Here is a 21591-nt window from a genome sequence, read left to right on the forward strand (position 1 = left end):
CTCACCGCCTGGTGATCGGCTCTTGTAGGGCAGCGCCGTCTTTATCTTCGTTTTCGTTTAACGGCCATGGCGTCTCGTATGGCGTCTCGTATGACGTCTCGTATGGCGTCTCGTCGGCCCGTTCGACCAGCGCCTTGAGCGCTTGCCGGTGGGGGGCTCGCAGCACGCAGATGGGACGAGCCCCCCTGACGATCGAGATAGCGTCATCGACGCTGGCTGCCCGACCGCTGAGGAGCAACCAGGCGGCCACGGCGCTGGCGCTGCGCGATACCCCCAGGGCGCAGCACACCAGCACCGACCCGTGGCGGCGATGCTGTTCGATGGCCTCGGCTGCCTGGCGCAGCTCGGTAGCCGAGGCCACGGTCAGGTCAAGTACTGCCACAGGGGTGTAGGCCCGTCGCTGTGTGGGTGCCGACAGTTCAGCACACAGATCGACCAGCGCCATGTCGGCAGCTGGCATCTGCCGCAGCGGTATACGGCCAATAGAGACCCCATCGCAGACCTCGTCGGGATGGGGCCGCCGCCGGGTCCACAGCCGTGAGTTGATCCAGGCGCCGAGCTGATAAGGCGCCAGTAACAGGCGCGCCGCCAGCGACAGGCGGCCATCGTTGTCCTTCTGAAAGCCTGCCACGCCCAGCCACAGGTAGTTTAAGGCCACCAGCGAGAGCGACAGCGCCGGCCACCCTAGCCACCATGACCAACCGCCCAGCGTACCCGTTCCCAGCGAACTTGTGCCGAGCAGGACCGCCAGCGCAGCGATCACGCCCGCGCCGATGGCGTAGCGTGCCGCCAGGCGTCGATGGGTCCGGTCATGGCTGAGCCTAGCCCGTTGCAGGGGGCCAGCGCCGCGGGATGGCCATAGCCACAGGCTGATGGCGCCGACGAGTGCCCCCGTGGGCACATCGATGAAGTGGTGCTGCCAGGTGGTCAGCACCGACAGGCCGATCAGCGCGCACCAGCCGTGCAGCAGCCAGCGCCAGGCGGTGCTCCCCAGGCGCTGGGCGTAGGCGTGCCAGAGCACGACCAGCAGGGCGATGTGCAGCGACGGCGCCTGGTTGTAGGGCCGATCAAAGCTCATCAGCACATCGAACAGGGTGCCAAAGACCCCCTCCAGGGGTGGTCGCTCGAGACTGAAGGTCAGCGGGTAGGCCAGAAAGCCCAGCACGCACAGGGCCTGCACCGTCAGCAGGCGTCGCACCAGAGAGCTGAGCTGGCGGCGATCCTGAGGCAACAGCAGCACGCCTGCGGCATACATCAGATCGATGGACCAGTAGGGCACGATGGTCCAGGGCAAGAGCGGAATCCCCCGCTCCCAGTCGAACATGATGCTGGGCAAGGGCGCGCGCAGAGCGCTGAGGTGGTTGGTGAGGGCGTAGCTCGAGAAGAACACGACGCCCAGCAGCAACAGCCACAGGCCGGCTCTGACACGCAGACCCCAGCCGCTGGGAGCCCTCTGGCAATGTGGGGCGTTCATGGCGATATCCGGCGCGCCAGGATGACCGAGAAGATGCCCCAGGGATCGATCCGCTGGGTGACGATGGCAAAGCCGCAGGCGGCCAGCAGCTGGCGCATTTCGACCTGGCTACGACAGCGCATGACCCAGGGCTCTCCGTCCCGGTGGGAAGACAGCGCCCGGGCAATGAATGACAGCTGTGGGTGCCAGGGCTGGTTGGTCACCACCAGCAGCGCCCCCGGCGCCATGGCCTCGGCAAGACCGCTGAGGGAGGCTCGCACCCTGGCGTTATCTGGGTACAGCTCGTACAGACCCGATACCACCGCCAGGGTCGGGGCGGGGGTCAGGCTGGCCAGACTGGCGCGGTCGAAGGCGTCGCCGCTCTCGAAGCGGACCCGTTGGGCCAGGGGCTGCGATGGGATCATTTCCTCGATCAGCGCTTGGCCGGCCGCGACATTGGTGGCGCTGTAGTCGCGCAGCAGGACGCTATCTGGCGCCTCGGACGCTTTCGCCAGGGCCGCCAGGGCCGACAGGATATAGCGCCCGTGACCTGCAGCGATATCCACCAGGTGGACCTGCTGGCCGTTGTGGCGCAGCTCCCGGACGGCCTGCTCGATCAGCGCCTCCAGATGGATACGTCGCTGCCGGATACCGCGCCAGCCGATGGCGTTCAGGTACACCCGGTCGATCAGCCGGCCCAGTCGGCTCGGGCTATCGGGGCGGTTGCGATAGACCTGGTCGAGCATCGAGCCCGAGTCGAAGCCGTGGTCGACGCCGACCTTGAGGCTGTTCGATAGCCTCGCGCCTTGCTGCAGCGCCTTGCGCAGCAGCTGCCAGTAGCCGTGCTTGATCCCACGCTGGGGCAGCGGTCGAGCGAGGGCCTCCGCCTCGGCGCAGCCGTTGCCGCCGAGATCGGCGTCCAGCCGGCTAAAGGTCTGCGACGGGCGGCTGAACTGGCGGCGAATGAAGCGCTGCATCGGCGCCAGGGCCAAGTGGCGATCCCGCTCACCCAGGGTATCGTGGAAGAACCCCTCTAAGCGGTGACATTCCTTGTCCGGATGGGGCAGGCGGGCGAAGAAGCGTTGTTGAACCTTGCGCTCGACCACCACATCGCGACCCGACAGCAGCAGCTGGATCGGGGTGTCGATGGTGGCGGCATCGGCGACCAGGCGATCGGAGGTGTCGCGCAGCCCGATCAGGATGCGTGCCGAAATCTGACGGCTGATCAGGGGATCACTGTCGTAGCCTTGGCGCCGTTGCAGATCGTGGGTAAGCAGGCTTGAGCGAACATAGCTCTTGACGAAGACCCTGTCGCGAAAGCGGGTCGCCAGGCGCAGCGCGGGAAGCGCCAGGGGCACATACAGCTTCACTCGGAAGGCGGGGGCTGCGAGGATCGCGCCGCGCACCGGGGGAGCGTAGTCGTGCAGCCAGCAGGTGGCGACCACCGCGCCCACGCTCTGGGCGACCACCAGCAGATCGGCCACCGGGGTGCCGTGCTGGTTCTCGATATGCTCGACTAGGCTCTGCACATCTCGTGCGTAGGTAGCAAAGTCGGGGGCGTCGCCCCGCTCGCCATCGGACAGGCCGTGACCGCGGGCGTCCCAGGCAAAGAACGCCAGATCCGGCAGCTCGAGCTCCTCGACCAGGTGTGCCATACGCCCGCCGTGCTCGTGGCCCCTGTGAAACAGCAGCACCGCGCCCTTGGGCACGTCGCTGGTCGCTGGCCAATGGCGGTAGGCGATGCGCTGGCCATCATGGGCGACAAAGGCATGGGACTGTGCGGGGCGGCTCATTGGGCATGACCTTGACGGTCACTGCCTATACGGTCATTGCCTTTACGGTCATTGCCTTTACGGTCATCGCCCTGACAGTCATCTGCCTGACGCTTATCAGCTTCGCCGGCGTTTGCCTCGGCGATTCCGCGGCGCACCCGGTGGCTGAGCGATACCAGCATCAGCGCGCTCATCAGCCAGAACACCGTAGCCACGACCCAGGGGGTGGTGAGCCCCAGGGCGATGGCCAGGGCAAGCAGGCCGATGACCAGCGCCCGATCACTCTTGCCCATGGGGCCATCGTAGCGGCGGCTGGCGCCCACCAGCGGCCCCATGACACCGGCGTATTCCACGATCAAGGCCATCACCAGGGCCACCAGCACCGGCAGCGGATGGGCGTTGGGGAGAAGGGCGAAGGGGACGAACAGGGCGGCGTCGGAGACAACATCACAGAGCTCGTTGAGGTAGGCTCCCAGGCGCGTCTGCTGGTGGTGTTCCCGGGCCAGCATGCCGTCCACCGCGTTGAAGGCCATGCGCAGTGGCAGCCATAGCGCGATCAGCAGGAACCAGCCCCGCGAGGCGTCGGGCTCCGCCGCCGTCAGGGCAACCACGCCCGCCACCAGCAGCGACAGCAGGGCGGCGATTAACGTCACCTGGTTGGCGCTGACGCCGCGACCCTGCAGGCGGCGTACCAGCGGGCGCAGGAGCCCCTGAAAGCGGGGCTTCAAATCGTAGACCGAGGCCATGTCAAAGATCCTTTTGACGAAGCGGTGCTGCCGGGTTTGGCAGCGTGCCGCGACCGCTTGCCAGCTTAGCATGGAGAGGCCTGGCCAGGGCCGGGGCATGTGCTCAGTCTAGCGGGGGAGGTTCCTGATCGCTGCCCAGTACGCTGTCGCCCGGCTGGATGCCAAGGGCGTCAGCGGTGCCGGCCAGCACTGCCTGGGCGGCACGGAAGGCGGCGTGGGGCTTGCGTGCACGAATCGCTTCCATCAATTCGCGGTGGCGCTCCAGGCTGGCCTCGGGGTCGCTGGCACTCTCGTTGGAGGATTCGATCAGCAGGTAGATCGATGGCCGCAGGATGTGCGACAGCTGGGACCATACGATATTGCGGGTGGCCTTGAAGATGGCCACGTGGAAGGCGATGTCATGGTCGCTGTGCAGCCGTTTGGCATCACCTTCCGCGGCATTCATGGCCCGTTCCATGCCCTCGAAGGCCTCCTCGATCGCGACCAGATCCCGGGCAGTGGCGCGCTTGGCCGCGGTCATCGCCACATAGGGCTCCACGTCCAGGCGGAAGCTCAGGATCTCGCGCTGGATCTCGGGGCTCGGCGAGGCGTAGCGGGTCATCCAGTCGGTGACCAGCGGATCAAGGATGTTCCACTCCTCGACGCTACGCACCTTGGAACCGTGACCCGAGATGCGCTCGATGATGCCGACGTCGACCAGCTGACGAATATCGCTGCGAACCGCTGAGCGGTTCAAGGCGAACTGCTCGGCCAGATCGACTTCCTTGGGCACGAAATCTCCGGGTCGATACTGGCCCGAGAAAATCGCTTCGGCCAGGTAGTCTGCCACGCTGGGGCGCTTGGGGGTGGTGCGGGATGTGACGGCCACAGGGTGACTCCTGGCAAATGTGCTGCTGATCCTAGCGAATGTACAACATAGTGACAATGTCGACGAAGGGCGGAGGGGCTTCTCCGTGCCTAGAATCCGCTCTCGCGAATCGCCACTGCTGCAAGCCAGGTGAAGAACTGGCCGGCCAGGCTCTCTCGTTCGGCGTCGACGTGGACCTGAGCCCGGCTGCGCCTGGCCTCGGGCCAGGGAGAAAGCAGGCGCACCTTTACCGCCACCCGACCATCGGCCAGGCGCAGGGTGTCCTGGGTCTGGTCAGTGGCGGGTTGAGTGCTCAGCGGTCCCCCATGGCGGGCCGCCAGGGACGGATGGGCGAGTTCCGTGGCGCGGGTTGCCCCGACACTGACCAGCTCTCCCTCGAGTGGTGTGAGCTGTCCTTCGGCAAAGATCCGCACCTTGGCGCCAGGGGTCAGCCGGTGGGCATCATCCTGGGGCAGGTAGGCATCGACGAGCCAGCGGGAAGGATCCAGCAGCAGGCCCAGCGGCTGCTGGGGGGCGACCCACTGTCCCGGCGCCTGTTCGAGGTCGTGGCGTTGCCACACGCCGCTGAACGGTGCCCGCAGGGTGAGGCGAGACAGCTCTTGGCTGGCGGCTGCCTGATGACTCTCGTTGACGCGGCGCTGGGCCAGGGTTGCGGCGTCGCGGTCGAGCCCGTCGTCGGCGGCGAGCAGGCCGGCCAGTTCGGCATCCAGCCAGGCCATGGCCTGTTCACTGGAGCGTAGCTGGTGCTGGATATCCGGCTCCACCAGGCTGGCCAGCGCAGTGCCCTGGCTGACAGCACCTTCCGTCATAAGGTGCTCCAGGCGAGCGGGAAAGGGGGAATACACGGTCAGTTCGTGCTCGGCGTGAAGCAGTCCGGGACCGTTGACGCGAGTCTGCCAGGGCAGGCAAACCAGCACGACGGCCAGCGCCAGCGCCAACAGCCAGCCGAGGCGATGGCGGCGAGGGACGGCGCGGCGAGACGCCCACCAGTGAGAGAGTTCGCGAGACACGGGCATCAGGATAAACCAGGCAATTTCCACGGCGAAAAGGGCAATGCCCAGGGCCTTGAAGAACAGATGATAGACCGCCAGCGCAATCCCCAGGAACAGCAGCAGACGATAGATCCAGGTGGCGAAGGCGAACAGGATCAGGGCGCGGCGCTGGTGGGGCATGAACGGCTCCGGCCAGTCTTCGGACAGACCCAGCAGCCGGCGTCGTAGCCAGGTCCTGGCCTGGCCTCCGGCGCGCTCGTGCAAGTTGGGAAAGTCGAGCAGGTCGGACAGTACGAAATATCCGTCGAAGCGCATGAACGGGCTGGCATTGATCGCCAGTGACAGCACCCAGCTGGTGGTCGCCAGATACAGTAGCGCGCTGTTGAGTGGGCCGGGCTCGGTCAGCACCCAGCCGAGGGTGGCAACACCGGCCAGGCCCAGTTCCACCAGCATGCCCGCCGATGAGATCGCCAGACGCGAGCGACTGCGCCTGAGCTTCCAGCTCTCGCCGGTATCGGTATAGAGCATCGGCCAAAGCACAATGAAGGCGACCCCCATATGCGCCACCCTGACCCCCAAGCGGGTCGCGACCAGGGCGTGGCCGAGCTCGTGACAGGCCTTGGCCACCACCAGGGCCAGGGCGAAGCTGACGATACCGGAGAAGGAAAAGGCGTCCATCACTGCATGGGTGAACAGGTCCCAGCGCTTGATCACCAGGATCAGCCCGATCAGGCTCAGGATAAGCACGGCGCCGACCATGGCTCGGGTGAACAGCCACGGCAGCCGTCCTACCATGGCCTCCAGGAAATGCTGTGGGCGCACCAGCGGCAGGCGAAAGAACAGGTAATGATGCAACCACCAGGACAGGCTTTGCCAGGCGGCGCCGCGTTGCGCCTGCTGGGCGAGGCGTTGGCTGACCTCCGCCGTCGCCCGCAGTAAACGATGGTGATCCAGGAAATCGACCAGCGCCAGGATATCGCCTACCTCGGGCGAGAGCGCGGTGGCGGCGTCGATCTCATCGCAGAGACGACGAGGGCTGTGGCCCCAGCGAGTCAGGCATTCGAACTCCAGCCAACCGATGCGATAGAAGCGATTGGTGACGGGGTCCTGGATCGACCACTGTGGCTCGCCCTGGGCGTCTCGGCCAGCGTCGTGCAGCTGCAGATCGTCGCGCAGGGGTGGCACCGGCTGGTGCTCGCGAGGATCTGCAGCCGACAGGCCCGGCGCGGTGGTGTCTAGCGTCACCGCAGCGGCCGAGGGCGTTCCGGCTGGGGCGGCTCCGCTTAAGGGCGGCGATGGGTGCATGACTACCACCCGGTCCAGGCCCGCAGGGTGGCCAGCGGCCGCCGCAGCAGGTAGTAACCCAGGCTGACGCGTTCACCATAGACCTTGGCCGTGCCGTGCAAGCCCAGGCGCGCCGGTGTGGCGTCGGCGTCGTCGAGTCGCGCCAGCAGTCGGTAGGCATCGATGCCGTCGGCGTCCGGCTGGGTGGCGTAGCTGGTGCGTGTCAGCGTCGCCTTGAGCGGTGTCAGCGGCTGGGCACTCAGGAATACGGTGACCTCGGCACCCGGCGTCAGCGCGATGGCATCGGCCGCCGCCAGCTGGATCTCTACCGCCGGCTGAGCGGGGTCTGCCAGACGCAAGATGCGCTCGCCGGTGGTGACCGGGCGTCCCTCCCAATCGTCGCGGTCAGAGTAGACGGCGACCCCCGCTGCGGGGGCAACGACAAGGGTGCGTTCGAGGCGGGCCTCGATGGCTGTCAGCTCGGCCTGGCGCTGAGCCTGTTGCCCGCGTAAACGGGTCATGTCAGCCAGTCGGCTCCGATCATCGAAGGCCAGGTTGCCGGCGGCGTCGAGCTCGGCCCTGGCGACGTCAAGCTGGCGCCTGAGCACTTCTGCGCGACTCTCCAGCTCGCTGCGGTCCAGGCGCAGCAGTGGCGTGCCAGCCTCGACGGCCTGGTTGGGCTCCACCAGCATGTCAGCGACCACCCCATCCAGCGGACTGGTAATGGCGGTACTGTCGAGGGAGATGATCTCGGCCGGTGCCAGCGCGGACAGACGTACTGGCAGCAGCAGGATGGCCACCACCGCGACCAGCACCAGCCACCACAGACGCTGCCTTGGCAGGCGCAGCGCCCGTCGGCGCGGCGCCAATGCTTGCCAGCAGTAGCGCCAGCTGTAAGCGAGCCCGGCCAGCTGTGGCCGCAGCGGTTCAGGCGGGGCCTGCTCGAGCAGAAACAGCGCCCAGGCGCGACCTGCAGGTCCTCGCGAGGTGGCAGGGTCGGCGGGGCTCAATGGCACCAGCCACAGCACCTCAGGCCACCACTGGGCCCAGCCCTCTGCCAGCGATGGAGGAAGGTCCAGCTGCTCGCGCAGCAGCAGCCTGGCCTCACTGGGTGAATAATGCTGGTCGAGCCACCCGCCCAGTGTCTCGACCCAGTTGAGAAAAGGCGTGCGCTCCTTGGGTGTGGCCAGCCCCGATACGCAATGGACTTGTACCTTGCTGGCGCTGCGCCGCTCCACCACCAGCGCCTGGCGAAAGCGCAGCAGGGGGTAGCTGTCGTTGGCGATGGAAAAGGCTAACTCCGTGCGCGTCGCGGCGGTCATGGCGCGGTCGCGCAGGGCCAGGACCAATGCCGGAAGCGACGCAGGTCGAGGCGTCTCGCTGGCACTCATGGGTTGTCCTGTGGCTCGGGAGTAGTGCTTTCCTGGGTGCTTTGATCTAGGGGGCTCTGGTCGAGGGTGCTCTGGTCGAGAGTGCTCTGGTCGGGAATGCTCGCGTCGGGGGCGTCCAGCAGGGCTCGCCCGGTCATGCCCGCCACCAGTTCCGGGTGGGCCTGGTCAAGCTCGGCTTCCAGCTCGACGGTCTGGGCAACAGCATCGATCCGGGCATTGATGGCGCTGAGAGTAGCGGCGTAGCGCTTGCCGGTCTCGCTGATGTTGAGGGTCAACGGCTGGCCGACGCTGAGCGAGGCCAGGCTCGAGGACGGAGCGTTAAGGCGTACCTTGAGTGGCCCGTCGGCGACCAGGTCCAGAATCGGTGTGCCTGCCGACATGGTCTGAAACGGCTTCACATGCACCGCCGCGATGCGACCGCTGAACGGCGCGGTCAAGGTGCAGCGATCGCGCTGTGCGGCGGCCAGGTTGAGGGTGCTTTGGGCCTTTTCGACCTCGGCGCGGGCCAGCGCCACCTCGAGATCACCCACCGCGTCCAGTCGCCGCAGGCGGTCCTTGGCCTGGCTGTTGAGCCGGGCCACGCCCAGCTCGGTATTGGCCACGTTAACTCTGGCCTGCTCAATCCGACAGTCAAAGCGGGCCAGGGTATCGCCCTCAGCGACCTGGACGCCCAGGCTAACCGGCAGCTCAGACAGGGTACCTTCCATCTGGCTGGACAGGGTGGCATCGGTGTGGGGCGCGAGCAGGGCGCGTATGGCGCCCTGATTGTCACTGGACTGGGCCCAGGCGCCGCTGATGGTGGTACCCGCCAACATGGCCGTGGTGATGAGCGCTGACAGCCGCGAGGGATGTCGTCTATACCGCATCGTTGGCACCTCCCTGACCGTCGACAGCGGGTGCCGGACGCGGCTCGAGGGTCGGCCCCGGGGTGGTCGCCGCGGGTTGTCCTGGATGGGGCGCAATGATGCCCTGGCGCTCATGGGTGGTCATGGTGTTCTCGATCTCTCGCGCCAGGGTCTGAATGTCATGCTGGGCGATGGTCTCGGGCATCACGTCCAGTCCTACCGAATTGAACAGCCGTCCCCAGGCCGCCTGGGCACGGGAATAGGCGGCTTCACGCTGGTACTGGGACAGCAGATAGCGGCTCTCGGCGCGGATAACCTCCAGTTCGGAGCCGATGGATGAGCTGGCGGCTGCCTTGGCGTAGGCCAGCAGATCCTCGTCTACGTCCAGGCTTTCATCGCTGTACTGGAGTTCTTCGCGGGCCAGGTGGTAGCGCAGGGCGCCAACGCGAACCTGGGTCAGCACGGCCATGGACAGCGCGGTACGCCTGAGGTCATCGACACCGCCCTGGGTTTGCTGGGCATTGTCCAGATCCGGGTAGGACAGCAGCTTCAACAGATTCAGCGAGACGTTGACGCCGGTCTCGGTCCAGTCGTTGTTGTACAGGTAGTCGTTGGAATCGTACTGCACCCCAGCACTGACGGTGATATTTGGCCACAGGCGCAGCTTGGCCGCCTCCAGATCGTTCTGGTTGACCCGCTTGCGATACCACTCTTCCATGATCTCAGGACGGTGCTGCAGCGCCAGTTGCTCGAGACGCTCGATGTCGGTGACTTCGGGAGGTAGCGGCATCTCTGGCTCGTCGGCCAGGATCAGGCGAGTGCCGGGAGGCAGCGACATCAGCGCCGCCAGCTCGGTCTTGGCCAGCTCCAGGTCCTGGCGGCGTGCAGTCAGCAGGGTGGTGGAATCGAGCAGCGCTCGCTGGTAGGCCAGCACCTCCTGGCGGGGCAGCAGTCCCTGCCGCTGGGCTTCGCGGGCGGCATCCAGGGCCACCTCGGTGCGCGCCAGCAGGACGTTCAACTGGGGAATCAGGCGCTGGGCGGCCAGCGCTCGCCAGTAGGCGTTGCGCACGTCGCGCAGCACATTCTGGGCGACCTTGCGGCGACGCTCCTCGGCCATCAGCATCTGATCGGCCTTCTGCTGATTCTCGTAATAGGCCAGGCCGAAATCCAGCAGGCTCCAGGACAATCCGAGACCCGCGGTGGAGCGGTAGCGCTCCTCGGAGGTCGAGGGGCGCAAGCTTTCTTCGCCATCCTCGATACCGATGGAGGTGCCCCCTGAATCGTTGCTGCGGTCGCTGTACCCGGCTTCGGCAACGATCTGCGGCAGCAGCTCGTGACGCGATACGTCCCGCAGGTTCGACGCCAGCGCACTCTCCATCAGCTTGAGGCGATAGTCCAGGTTGTACTTCAGCGCGCGGGCGGCGGCTTCATAGAAGGTGACCGGCTGGTTCAGCGGCTCCTGCAAGCGATACATCTGAGCCTGATCGCTGATCGCCCGCTGGCGGATCTGATCGGCGTCGTAGGGCTGTGGCGCCAGGTTTGCACAGGCGCTGAGACCCAGGCCGGCGGTGACCGCCAGCGCCGGGAGGGTGAGTCGGTACATGCCGTTTCCTTGTCGTGACACTGTCATTGTTACGGGTCTCCGCGCAGTGGCGCAGTGGTGTCCGCCATGGCCAGCAGCTGCTGGCGGAAGCCACTGGCGGTCGCCGGTGCGGCGTCCTGCCGCTTGTCGGTGGCGTCGATGGGGTCGCTAGCCTGAGGAGTGTCGGCCAGCCATTGTGCTCCCTCGGGCAACGGCGGGCGACCGTCGAAGCGCTGTTGTTCGGTGGTTTGCGTGGGCGCTTGCTGTGCGTCCCCGGTGGCAGAGGAAGTGGCCGTGGTAGAGGGTGCGGCCGTGGTAGAGGGGGCGGCCGTGGCAGAGGAAGCGTCGGCATTGCCCAGTAGCTGCTCTCGCGTGGGGGCATACAGCGAGGGATCGGCCAGCAGTCCATCGGCGGTGAGGTCGGTACGGCCGTGTCGGCCCAGCAGCTTGATCTGGTCGAGCTCGGCGAAGGCCCGACTGAGCGCCACGCCATAGGACACGTACTGGCCTTGAACCTGGCCCAGGCCTTCTGCCAAGGATGCAATACGCGTCTCGAAGGGGCGCACCAGCAGCGGTTGGCCACCATGGGACAGCCGCAGGTAGTCGGTGACCTGGCGATTGTTGCGCTCGACCTCTGGGGTGACAAAGACCACCGGATCCAGGTCACCGAGCCCCTGGGTGCTGGGGGTGAGGCCTTCGCGATGCTGAAAATGGGGCCCGATATCGCCGCTCTTGATCGGGATGTAGGGGGCCGCAATGTCCAGGGTCAGCGTCAGGGTCGCGGTGTCGGTGGCTCCGGCGCGGTCCACCAGGGTGTAGACAAACGCCTCTTCAAGCACCGGGCCAAGGCCGCTGGCACGCAGCACCTCGGGGTTGGTGCGATCAATGAAGTAGCGATAGCTGCCATCGGCCTCGATGATCAGGGTGCCGTAGCGACCCTGCAGCGGCTCGCCGGCCTGGGCCGATACGCCTTGCTGGGAGACCGAGGCGACATTCTGGGTCTCGCCGTTCGCCGTGGCGTCAGGGTCGCTGTCGTTGGGCAGCACATTGCCGACGGCATCAGGTCGGCCAGCCCCACCTCCAGTATCGATGGCCTGACCGGCATCATCGCGGGCGGTGGGGGCGTCATTGCGACCGTCGATCGTGATGGTCAAGGTGGCACTGCTGGCGCCTCCCCAGCGATCGGTCAGGGCGTAGGTGAAGCTTTCGCTCAAGGTCTGGCCGCTGACACGCAGGGCCTGGACCCGTGGATCATCGTCATCGACCGCATAGCGATAGCTGCCGTCGGCATTCATGATCAGACTGCCGTAACGTCCCTTGAGGGCGTTACCCAGGCTGCCCTCGGTGCCGTCGCCCGTCGCCACACCAGTGACGCTAAGGTTGGGGCCCAGCAGGTCGATGCCCAGATTGATATCACCGTCCACGTCGATATCGTTGGTCAGCACGTTGCCCACCGCATCCTGACCGGCCGTGGCGTTGTCGCGACCGCCGGCTTCCACCGCCAGGGCGCTGTCGTCGACCGGGTCCGGTGCCTGATTCTGGCCGCGCACGAAGACGGTCAGCTCTGCCAGGTCGGTCAGGCCAGCCAGGTCGCGGGCCTGATAGGTGAAGATATCGCGACGGAACTCCAGCGGGCCGAGACCGAGGATCTCGGCGTTGTTCTGGTCTACCTCGTACAGGTAGCTGCCATCCCGGTTCAAGGTCAGGGTGCCGTACTGGCCCACCAGCACCACGCTGCCCCCGCTCAAGCTCGCCAGGCTGCCGCCGGACGCCTCGCTACCAGGGCGGCCGCCGCTGACCGCCAGCCGGTCGCCGGCATCGATATCGCTGTCATTGGTCAGCACATTGCCGCTGGGGTTGCGCGCGCTGCCGTCCTCGTTGCGGGCCACCGCCAGGGCGATGTTATTCGACGCCACCGGGGCGTCGTCGCGGCCCTCGATGGTGATGGTCAAGCGGGCCGAGGTGGTCGCGCCAAGCGGATCGACCGCACGGTAGATGAACACGTCGGTGAGGGTGTCGTTGGCGGTCCTGAGGGCCTCCACCTGCGGGTTGCTGTTGTCGACGACGTAGGTGTAACTGCCGTCGCTGTTGAGCGTCAGCGTACCGAAGCGACCCGCCAGTGCCTGCCCGGCAGACACCGTAGTGGTAGCGAAGCGCACCTGATCGACCGTGATGGCCTGGCCGTCGATATCGCTGTCGTTGGTCAGTACGTTGCCGCTGGGGTCGGTGCCCAGGGTGCCATTGGCGGTGCCGCCGGCTTCTACCGCAACGGCCTTGTCGGCGACCAGGGTGGGCGGGTCGTTGGCACCCACCACGGTGACCACCAGCTCTGCCAGGTCGGTATTGCCCGCGCTGTCACGAACCTGATAGGTGAAGGTCTCATTCAGGGTGTCGCCCACGGCCAGAGCCTGGACAGCGGCGTTGCCGCCGTCGACCACGTAGCGATAGCCGCCATCAGCGGTAACGATCAAGCGACCGTACATGCCGTTCACGCTGGCACCGGCGCTGCCGACGACGCTGAGGCTACCGCCAGCGCTCTCGCTGCCCGCGCGAATCCCGGCCACGCGCAGGGCGCCCTGGTCGACCGTGTCCACGTCACTGTCGACTTCGTCGCCGTCATTGTCAGTGATCAGGTTGCCGCGGCCGTCCACCTCCGCGGTCGACCCGTCGGTGGACGGTGCTTGAGCGCTGGTGCTGTTGTCGGTGGCGATGGGGGTGTCCTGAGCGCCGCGAATGGTGATGGTCAGCACCGCGGCGCCATCCAGGCCCAGGGCATCGGTGACCCGGTAGGTGAAGGTCTCCGACAGGGTGTCGCCGCTCGCCAGCGCCTCGACAGCCGGATCAGCATCATCGATGACGTAGGTGTAGCTGCCGTCGGGGTTGATGGTCAGGATCCCATACTCACCCTCGATGTCGGTCGCGCTGCTGACGTCCTCGAAGGAGCCCAGGATATCGTCGCCTTCACGGATACCGGTGACGACTTTCGTCTCACCGAAGGCGTCCACGTCGGTATCGTTGTCGAGCACATTGCCAGTGCCATCCTGACCGCCGGTGGCATTGGCGACGCCGCCTTTTTCGATGGCCACGGCGTTATCATCGACACCCACGGGAGCGTCATTGGCGCCCTCGATGGTGATGGTGACCGTGGCCTGGGATGACACCCCCGCGCGGTCATTGATCACATAGTCAAACCGCTCCACCAGGGTGTTGCTGCTCTGGCGGAGGGCTTCGACGGTCGCATTGTCATTGTCCAGCAGGTACTCCGCCGATCCATCGGCCCCGATCACCAGGGTGCCGTAGAGCCCCCGAATGCGGGTGGGCTGGGTCGGGTCGTCGCTGACCGCCTGCAGGGCACCGCCACTGACGCCTGCCTGAACCACCGTCAGCACGTCGGGATCGGCATCGTTCAGGTCCACGTCGGTATCGTTGGCGACCACAAAGCCGTTGGGATTTACCCCATTGGTATTGAAGCGCCCCCCGGCCTCGATGGCGATGGCGGCATCATCGTTGGCGGTTGGCTCGTCATTGACCGCCAGCACCCTCAGGGTCAGGCGGTCGGTGGTAGTGAGGGCGTCTTCGGGGTCCTCGCCCGGGGTGCCGTTGGGACTGTCAGGGCTGTCACCGGTGTTGGCGTTGTCGTCTGTGGTGATGGTCAGCGTCACATCGCCGTTGGCGTCGGTGGCGCCCTGATAGCTCAAGGTGGCAAGGGCTGCGTTGATATCAGCCAGGGTGCCCTCGATGGTGATCGTAGTGCTACCACTGCCGCTGATCGTGGCGTTCCCGCCGCCCTGGTCCAGGGTCAGAGTGCCAGCGGGTACGCTCAGGGTCGTGGTCAGTACGCTGGTGGCGAGGGCGTCCGAGTCGCTGACGCTGATGCCCGGGATGGCAAAGGATTCATCCTCATTACCTGCGACCGGTGCGCTCGGCAGGGTATGTACAGGACCGTCGTTAAGGCTGACGTAGCCGATGTCCGCAGCGCGATTGTTGCTGCCACCGGCGCTGACGCTGACGTCGACCCGGGACAGAGTGCCGTCGCCAAAGCTGCCGCTGTCGGAGTCGATGCGCGCCCGCAGCTCGCCCAGGTCATCGTCGGTCAAGCTCTCGCTGGCCGAGATGCGATAGTTGCCCGAGGGCAGCACCCCGAAGGAGTAGTTGCCGTTTACGTCTGTCAGGGTGGTAAAGGTGAGGTCATCGACGTCGTCGAAGTCGCCGTCGTTGTTGCCATCCCAGGTAAGGGTGACGGTGACACCGTCAAGGCCTGCACCATCCGGGCTGGCATCGCTGGTAGCCGTAAGCGTGTCATCCCACAGGGTGCCGCTGATCACGCCTAGGCTGGCGCTGGCCGTCAGCACATAGTCATTGAGGCCACCGCTGCCGTCTTCGCCGGTGCGCTCGCCATCTGCCTCGCTGTCGGTACCCACGCTGCTTCCGCCAAAGTCGGTGAAGGCGCCGCCGTCCGCCTCGGCGGCGTCGGGTAGGCTCGACCAGGTCAGCTGTGCCTGGGCATCGACGACCACCGTGTTATTGGGTACCTCGACACGATAGACGACGCTGACCTCGGTGCCGGGATCGAGCTGGGCAAAGGTCACGCTGATGCCTGACCCTGAGGCGGTGGCGGTGACGCCATCCGGCAGGTCGGACAGGGAATAGGTCTGGCCGTCGATGACGATGCGGTCGATGACGTAGTTGCTGCCCGAAGGAAAGGCGTCGGTCAGCACCACGTCGTAGGCCGGCATGCCGCCGTCCTGCTCGAAGCTGACCTGAACGGTCGCAGAGCCATCACCGCCGCCAATGCTGGGATTGAACGCCTCCACGGTCTTGGCCATGTCGGTAAAGGAAGGCTCGGCGATCACCTGGGTCAAGGTCTGGGAGCCGAAGGCTGTGCCATTGCGGTTCTCGGTAACGGTCAGACCAAGTTCCGTACCTGTCTGGTTGGTACTGACGTTGTCGACGCGGACATTAAACTCCAGCGAGATGCCTTCCTTGTCATCATCACTGTCGGCGTTGGTGATGGTGCCCAGGTTTATGGTCAGAGTTCGGCCATCGCTGCTGATGGTGTAGCGGTCCGAATTGAGCACGCCGGTAGGACCGCCGGTGAGCCCAGGATTGATCAACCCGGCTTCGGAGGACTGGCCATTACCGGTGACGACATTTGCCCCGGTGACAAGATCACTGCTAAGCCCGCCTTGATTGCTGATGACCGCCATCAGTATCTGATTGGCGGTCTCCGGGAGAATCGTCAAGCCCTCATCGACCTGAATAACGAGCTGGTAGTCGGTAAAGGTGCCTTCCGGCAGCAGCGCCACGACCCGATAGCGGATGATCTCACCTACCGCGACATCTTCGAACTCGGCGTTGGTGGGGTCCGCGGCATCTGTGCCCTGCATGCCGCCAACTCTCGACACCAGCAGCGTTTGGGCAATGGGAATTTCCAGGGTATCGACGTTACGGTAATCGTTGAGCTCACCGGTAAAGATGGCGCCGCCACTGCCGTCACGCTCTTCCCCGGCGCTGGTGGTGGTCTCGTCATTCAGGCTGGTCCAGTCGACCCGCGCTACCGAGGTCAGGTTGGCCAGGTTGACGGCGGTCGCGCTGGCGGTGCCCTGAATGACCAGGGTGATGGTCTGTGACGAGCGCAGGTCGACGTCACTGCCGGCCTTCAGGCGCAGACTGGTGCCGATGATCTCGAAGTCGGCGAGGCTTGGGCCCGAGGCGTCGCTGAAGCTGACCGAGGCTAGGCTCGGGCTGTCCAGCTCCGTCGGTAGGGCGACCGACAGGTCGAGGTCGAAGGCGCCGAAATTGGAAACGTTGGTCAGCACCACGGTGTACTCGATGGCGTCGCCGGCATCGATACCGAGGCCTGGGTCGGCCGGTATCGTCAGCGTCTGCTCGACGGTGACGGCGGGCTCCACCAGGGTGGTGGTGGGACCTTCACCAGACTGGCTGACATTGCGCTCGACGGCGGTGCTGCCGTTGATCTCGTCGCCGTCGGTGTCCTGATAGCTCAGGCTTGCCTTGTGCTCGTGGGTAAAGTTGGGGTTGCTATTCTCGCTGTTGTCCTGGTTGTTAAGGGTGTTGGTGGCAATCAGCCGCACGCGCAGCACAAAGGTATTGTTGCCGGCGTCATTGTCGTCGGTGGCTTCGGCGGTGCTGAAGGAGAAGACAGCGTCGACGCCTTCGTCATCGACCAGCACACCGCCCGGGCCAGTGACGCCGCCGACGCTCACGCTGCCGGAAAAATTGTCGCTCAGGTTCCCGCTGTCGCTTGCCTGGGTGATCAACTTGTAGCCGGTGTCGCCATTGAAGCTGGTATCCAGCGCCATACCCGGCGGGATCAGGTCCGAGATGCGCAGGTTCTGGGTGCCACCCTCCGGCAAGGTGACGACGATGTCATAGAGCATGGACTCGCCAACCACCAGGTTGGCGCCGCCGGTGTGGGACTCGCTGGAATCGTCGGCGGTGGCGCTGCCGCCATCGGCAAAGGTGGTGGTGATGGTCGGTGCCGCCACCTGCTGGGTAGCGTCGTCACTCAGATCGGTGGCGGTGAAGTCGGGACCGCCGTTGGTGCTGGCGTAGTAGTTCAGGGTGGCGGTGGTGCCGAGGGTACGGCTGGCGGCCACCGTCGAGACCACGATCACATCGTAGGTGATGACGATGATGTTGCGGCCGGCGTCGTCGCTGGCGCTACCATCGCGCCCCGCCTGGAGCGTTGCCTGACCTCCGGCGTCCAGCAAGGTTATGGTGGTGCCACTGACGCTGTAGTCCGTGCCTTCGGTAAGCACCGTGCCATCGCCCAGGGTCAGGATCAGATTGGCGGAGGCCAGGCTGCCGCCCACGAATGCCAGGTCGGCGGGGAGCTCGATCGAGGTCGCCACATCGAAGGCGCCGCCGCCGCCGGTGTTTTCCAGCAGGGTGGCCAGGCGCAGGGTGTCACCGGCGTCGATGTCGGTGACGTCGCCGTCCACCGCCGCGGGATCAGTGATGCTACCGGTGAACGGCGCCCCCGAGGTGCCCGGGGCATTCCAGCTACCGCTGGTGCCGCTGACGCTGCCGTTGGTCGAGGACACCGCTCCGTGGGTGATGGAGACGACCGGCTCGGCCACCGACTGCACCTTGACCACGTCCTGGGAGATCAGTTCGGTCTTCGGGTCGAGGGTGGTGGTCTGGCGCGATTCGGCCAGCACATCCAGCGAGCGGCCATCGGCGAAGGGCTGGTTGCCTACCGTCATGGTAAAGCTGACGGCGATGGTGCTGGCCTGGGTGGCGCTGAGATCGTCGAAGGTGAAGATGATCGAGTTGCCAGGGCCACTTTCGACACTGGCGATACTGCCCGTCCAAGTGTTGTCCGGGTGCATAGACCAGGAACCCGGAGGGTTGAGGCCGTTCCAGTCAGTGCCAACCACGCCGGTATCCAGCAGCGGCAGCGGCAGGTAGGCGATAAGCTGGAATCCCTCGTGGTCGCCGGTGACCAGGTCATAGCTGAGGGTGAAGGTGACCTCATCGCCGGGGGCCAGCTCGGTCACGCCTCCTTCAATGGCGATATCCACGTCGCTGACCGGAACGGTCAGGTTGGTGCTGGAATTATCGGCTTCACTGAAGCCCGTCAGGTTATTGGCATCGTAGAGCAGGGTGGCATTCACCTGCGCCGAATTGCCGATGCTGTCGCCTTCGTTGATATCTGGGTGGTCAGCGACGCCGACGTAGGCCTGATCCACCACCGCCCGATAGCCGATGACGGCCCGGGTGGCACCGGCATCGATCACATTGTCGAAGGCCGCGTCGCCCGCCAGCCAGGCTTGGTCATCCAGGGCGTCCTGGATCGACTGGGCGATGTCGAAGACCAGGGTGGTGGTGCCGTCGGCGTTGGTGGTGGAGGTCACGACCAGGTCGATGGTGGTGGCATTGGTGCCGCTATATAGCGTCAGGGTCGGAGCACCGGTCAGTGTCTGTCCGTTACCGAGCGAGTCGGTCACGATAAACTGACCTTCCAGCTGGGTGTCCTTGCCGAAGGCGAAGTAGTCCGACAGCGCCACCTCCAGCTGGTATTCCAGGGTATCGCCAGGCGTCAGACCGCTGGATCCGGTATCCACCACCACTGACGCGCTCTTCTCGACGGTCAGCGACTTCGCGACAAAGCTGATCTCATCGCCGGTACCCGCAAAGCTGACCTTGCCGTCAGGATCGTTGGGGTCCCTGTCTCGGCTATCCAGGGGAAGCCAGACGCCGGCGCCGCTGGGGGCGTCGAAGGTGATGGTCTCTTCATTGCCGTTGGCCGGATCCAGGATAGCGTTACCGTCGGCATCGTACTCCGGCACGAAGAAGTCTACCCGACTGGACTGGGCCTCGGTGAGACTGTCGTAGGTCACGGTGTAGGAGGTGATGAAGGCATCGCCATCAATGGCCCGTTGGATCAGGTCAGGACGCACCAACGTCAGTCCACTCGCCAGGGTGATCGAGGTCAGGGTGCCAGCGCCGGGGTCGATGGCGGTGACTTGCACGTTGGTTGGAATCGGCTGGGTGATGACCACGTCGGTCAGGGTCTGAGCGGTAATACCGGCCCCGGCCGGCCGCACCGTGGTGACCAGGCTGTGAGGATAGTTTTCACCGGTGGTGGTATCGCCCTCGCTCATGTTGAGGGTCTGCTCCACCGCGATCACCGTGGGGGTGATGGTAAAGGCGACCGCGCTGCCAAGCAGGGTGGGATCCTGCTCGGGGTTCGACTGGGCATCATTGCCAAGCTCGAAGCCAGCCAGGGCCTGGATCACCAGATCCGGACTGCCATTGGTCTGGGCGGTGTCGGCCAGGGCGCTCAAGCGGCCGGTAAAGGTCACCTCGATATCGGGCTGCTCGGCGGTCAGACTGGCAAAGGGAAGGGCGACGACGATAAGGGTATCGCCGGCGCGAGCACCGAAGTCTGCCGCATTGATGACCAGTGGCTGGCCGTCACTGCCGCGGGCCAGAGGATGCTCTGCCTGGCCGTTGGCGTCGAAGGTGACGCTCAACAGATCCAGCTGGCCTCCCAGGTAACTCGCTGAGGTGATGGTGATACCGTCATCCACCGCGGCGCCAGCGCCGTCCTTGCCGGTGGCTGGCACCACCAGCTGAACGAAGGGCGCGTAGCCTTCCTGGGCACTGGAGGCGTTGGATACGTTGACGCTGAACTCGAAGGTTTCGCCGAGGGGCACCTGAGCGCTGGAGGCCGGCAGGTTGGCCACCGGCTGTGCATCCGCCAGCAGGCCATCGAGGCTTGCGAGGGCCGCGACCGCCACCCCACGGTCGTCGTCTAGTTCACCCAGCTGACGCTCGAGGACCCAGTCGCCTCCCTCCAGCGTACTGCCGGTATTGTCGCTGGAGGCGCCGACGTCCATGCCGGTGGCCTCGGACAGATTCTCGAGAAAGGCTACGCCATGGTCGCTGGCCGCGACCCGACAGCCGTACAGCAGCAGGTCAGCGTCGGCGCTGAGGGCATCGCGCCACTGGCCAAGCTGTTGGTTGAAGTCCGACAGGGTCTGGCTGCTGATCAGGGTATAGCCAAGCTGGAACTGACCATCGCTACCGTGACTGAAGATCTCGATGCTCTGCACCTGATCCATACCAGCCAGGGCGGAGGTGATGGCGGCCACGCCGTTCTCATCGCTATCTACCACTATCCATTCGGCGTCATCGGCAAGGCCGCTGCGAATCGCCTGGCGCTGCTGATCGCTAAGGCGGGCATCCAATACCACCAGATGTCGCGCACTCGTGCTGCGTGCTCCCTCGCCATCGCTTTGGCTCGCAGGAGTGACGGCGACCTTGTCCTTGTCGCCAGTATCATGCTGCTGGTCGCTGTCAGCGTGATCGGCGCTGGCGGCCATGGCGCCGTCGAACAGCAGGCGTGGCTCCAGCGCGATACGTCGTGTACGAGATCCCTTCATGCGGACTCCTGCCGTCTTGGCTGGTCATCGTGCACAGTAAAGATGACCATTGTTGTGCAGTGCGAAGTTATTATGCAGCACTTTTCAGTAAACATAGCGTGAATCGATAGTCCTGTGCCACAACATGCACATGGCGCGAAACTTGTCGAGTGAATGGGCGCTATAGTAGTGCCGCTGTTGCGTCTGCCATGTAGTGCAAAAGAGGGATAGTCAGCGTCGCGCAATGGGTAGGCTTTGGCGCTGAATTCTGCATACCTTTAGATGGCAGAGTCGCAGTCACAGCGCTTTGAGTTAGGCATTGGGAGCGAGAGTCCTGATGAGAACAGGGATGAAGAAGAGGGTGGAGAGGTAAGAGCACTAAGAGCGAAGAACGCCTGCCAGTGATGGGTCTAAAAACAGTATGAGTTTTGCATAACAACTGACGACCTGGAACGGCGCCTGTCGGGTGTACACACAGCCATCTATCGTTCCATATAGCTTTCAGTGGCACGATTAATTTAGCGTTTGATGCCACGCTCACCACCACACGTCATCTCACCCCATGGCGGGGTGAGTGTACTTTGGTGCAGGGAACTGTGGTAAGTGATCTGGGATAAGTGATCTGGGGTGACTGTTAGTAGGAGCGTCGGCGGAAGTACGCCCGGTGACATGGCATATGGGCATCGTTGCCGAAGCGCTGTCTTCCGTAGTGAACATGCAGGGGCCCAGTCGTCGTGCTCAGGCTGTCCTTAGCCATTGTCTGAG

The 21591-nt window shown here is 65.2% G+C and carries 9 protein-coding genes; all 9 read right to left on the reverse strand.

All coding sequences use genetic code 11. The features are described 5' to 3' along the window. Nucleotide 1: 1 nt before the first annotated feature. The 9 genes from KUW18_RS14035 to KUW18_RS14075 all read right to left on the reverse strand — a co-directional run bounded on the left by KUW18_RS14035 (nt 2) and on the right by KUW18_RS14075 (nt 20847). Nucleotides 2-1474, reverse strand: a complete 1473-nt coding sequence (locus KUW18_RS14035) for a phosphatase PAP2/dual specificity phosphatase family protein (protein WP_222561706.1) — start codon at nt 1472-1474, stop codon at nt 2-4. Then, entirely contained in the window at nt 1471-3246 is a 1776-nt protein-coding gene (locus KUW18_RS14040; RefSeq protein ID WP_222561707.1) for a bifunctional alpha/beta hydrolase/class I SAM-dependent methyltransferase, read from the reverse strand. The genes KUW18_RS14035 and KUW18_RS14040 overlap by 4 nt, the downstream gene beginning before the upstream one ends. After that, nucleotides 3243-3971, reverse strand: a complete 729-nt coding sequence (locus tag KUW18_RS14045) for a CDP-alcohol phosphatidyltransferase family protein (RefSeq protein ID WP_222561708.1) — start codon at nt 3969-3971, stop codon at nt 3243-3245. Before KUW18_RS14045 ends, KUW18_RS14040 begins: the two co-directional genes overlap by 4 nt. Before the next feature lie 103 nt (nt 3972-4074). Next, nucleotides 4075-4839, reverse strand: a complete 765-nt coding sequence (locus KUW18_RS14050) for a FadR/GntR family transcriptional regulator (RefSeq protein WP_222163727.1) — start codon at nt 4837-4839, stop codon at nt 4075-4077. A gap of 89 nt (nt 4840-4928) precedes the next feature. Further along, on the reverse strand, nt 4929-7136 hold the full coding sequence (locus tag KUW18_RS14055) for an HlyD family efflux transporter periplasmic adaptor subunit (protein WP_222561709.1): 2208 nt from the start codon (nt 7134-7136) through the stop codon (nt 4929-4931). A gap of 2 nt (nt 7137-7138) precedes the next feature. Then, nucleotides 7139-8506 (reverse strand): efflux RND transporter periplasmic adaptor subunit, encoded by a 1368-nt coding sequence (locus KUW18_RS14060; RefSeq protein ID WP_222561710.1) that lies wholly within the window; start codon nt 8504-8506, stop codon nt 7139-7141. Then, a complete protein-coding gene (locus KUW18_RS14065) occupies nt 8503-9372 on the reverse strand; it encodes an efflux RND transporter periplasmic adaptor subunit (RefSeq protein ID WP_222561711.1) in 870 nt (289 codons plus the stop codon). Before KUW18_RS14065 ends, KUW18_RS14060 begins: the two co-directional genes overlap by 4 nt. Then, entirely contained in the window at nt 9362-10954 is a 1593-nt protein-coding gene (locus tag KUW18_RS14070; protein ID WP_222163731.1) for a TolC family protein, read from the reverse strand. The genes KUW18_RS14065 and KUW18_RS14070 overlap by 11 nt, the downstream gene beginning before the upstream one ends. 29 nt (nt 10955-10983) lie before the next feature. Continuing rightward, nucleotides 10984-20847 carry a VCBS domain-containing protein gene (locus KUW18_RS14075; protein WP_222561712.1) on the reverse strand — a complete coding sequence of 3288 codons (9864 nt, stop codon included), beginning with the start codon at nt 20845-20847 and terminating at the stop codon, nt 10984-10986. Nucleotides 20848-21591: the final 744 nt, after the last annotated feature.

It is taken from the genome of Halomonas sp. DP5Y7-2 (assembly GCF_019802025.1).
Lineage (GTDB): Bacteria > Pseudomonadota > Gammaproteobacteria > Pseudomonadales > Halomonadaceae > Halomonas > Halomonas litopenaei_A.

Excerpts from the sequence above, each read along its gene's own strand:
- KUW18_RS14035 (WP_222561706.1), bottom strand. The coding sequence starts at position 1,474 with ATGAACGCCCCACATTGCCAGAGGGCTCCCAGCGGCTGGGGTCTGCGT.
- KUW18_RS14040 (WP_222561707.1), bottom strand. The coding sequence starts at position 3,246 with ATGAGCCGCCCCGCACAGTCCCATGCCTTTGTCGCCCATGATGGCCAG.
- KUW18_RS14045 (WP_222561708.1), bottom strand. The coding sequence starts at position 3,971 with ATGGCCTCGGTCTACGATTTGAAGCCCCGCTTTCAGGGGCTCCTGCGC.
- KUW18_RS14055 (WP_222561709.1), bottom strand. The coding sequence starts at position 7,136 with ATGCACCCATCGCCGCCCTTAAGCGGAGCCGCCCCAGCCGGAACGCCC.
- KUW18_RS14060 (WP_222561710.1), bottom strand. The coding sequence starts at position 8,506 with ATGAGTGCCAGCGAGACGCCTCGACCTGCGTCGCTTCCGGCATTGGTC.
- KUW18_RS14065 (WP_222561711.1), bottom strand. The coding sequence starts at position 9,372 with ATGCGGTATAGACGACATCCCTCGCGGCTGTCAGCGCTCATCACCACG.
- KUW18_RS14070 (WP_222163731.1), bottom strand. The coding sequence starts at position 10,954 with ATGTACCGACTCACCCTCCCGGCGCTGGCGGTCACCGCCGGCCTGGGT.
- KUW18_RS14075 (WP_222561712.1), bottom strand. The coding sequence starts at position 20,847 with ATGAAGGGATCTCGTACACGACGTATCGCGCTGGAGCCACGCCTGCTG.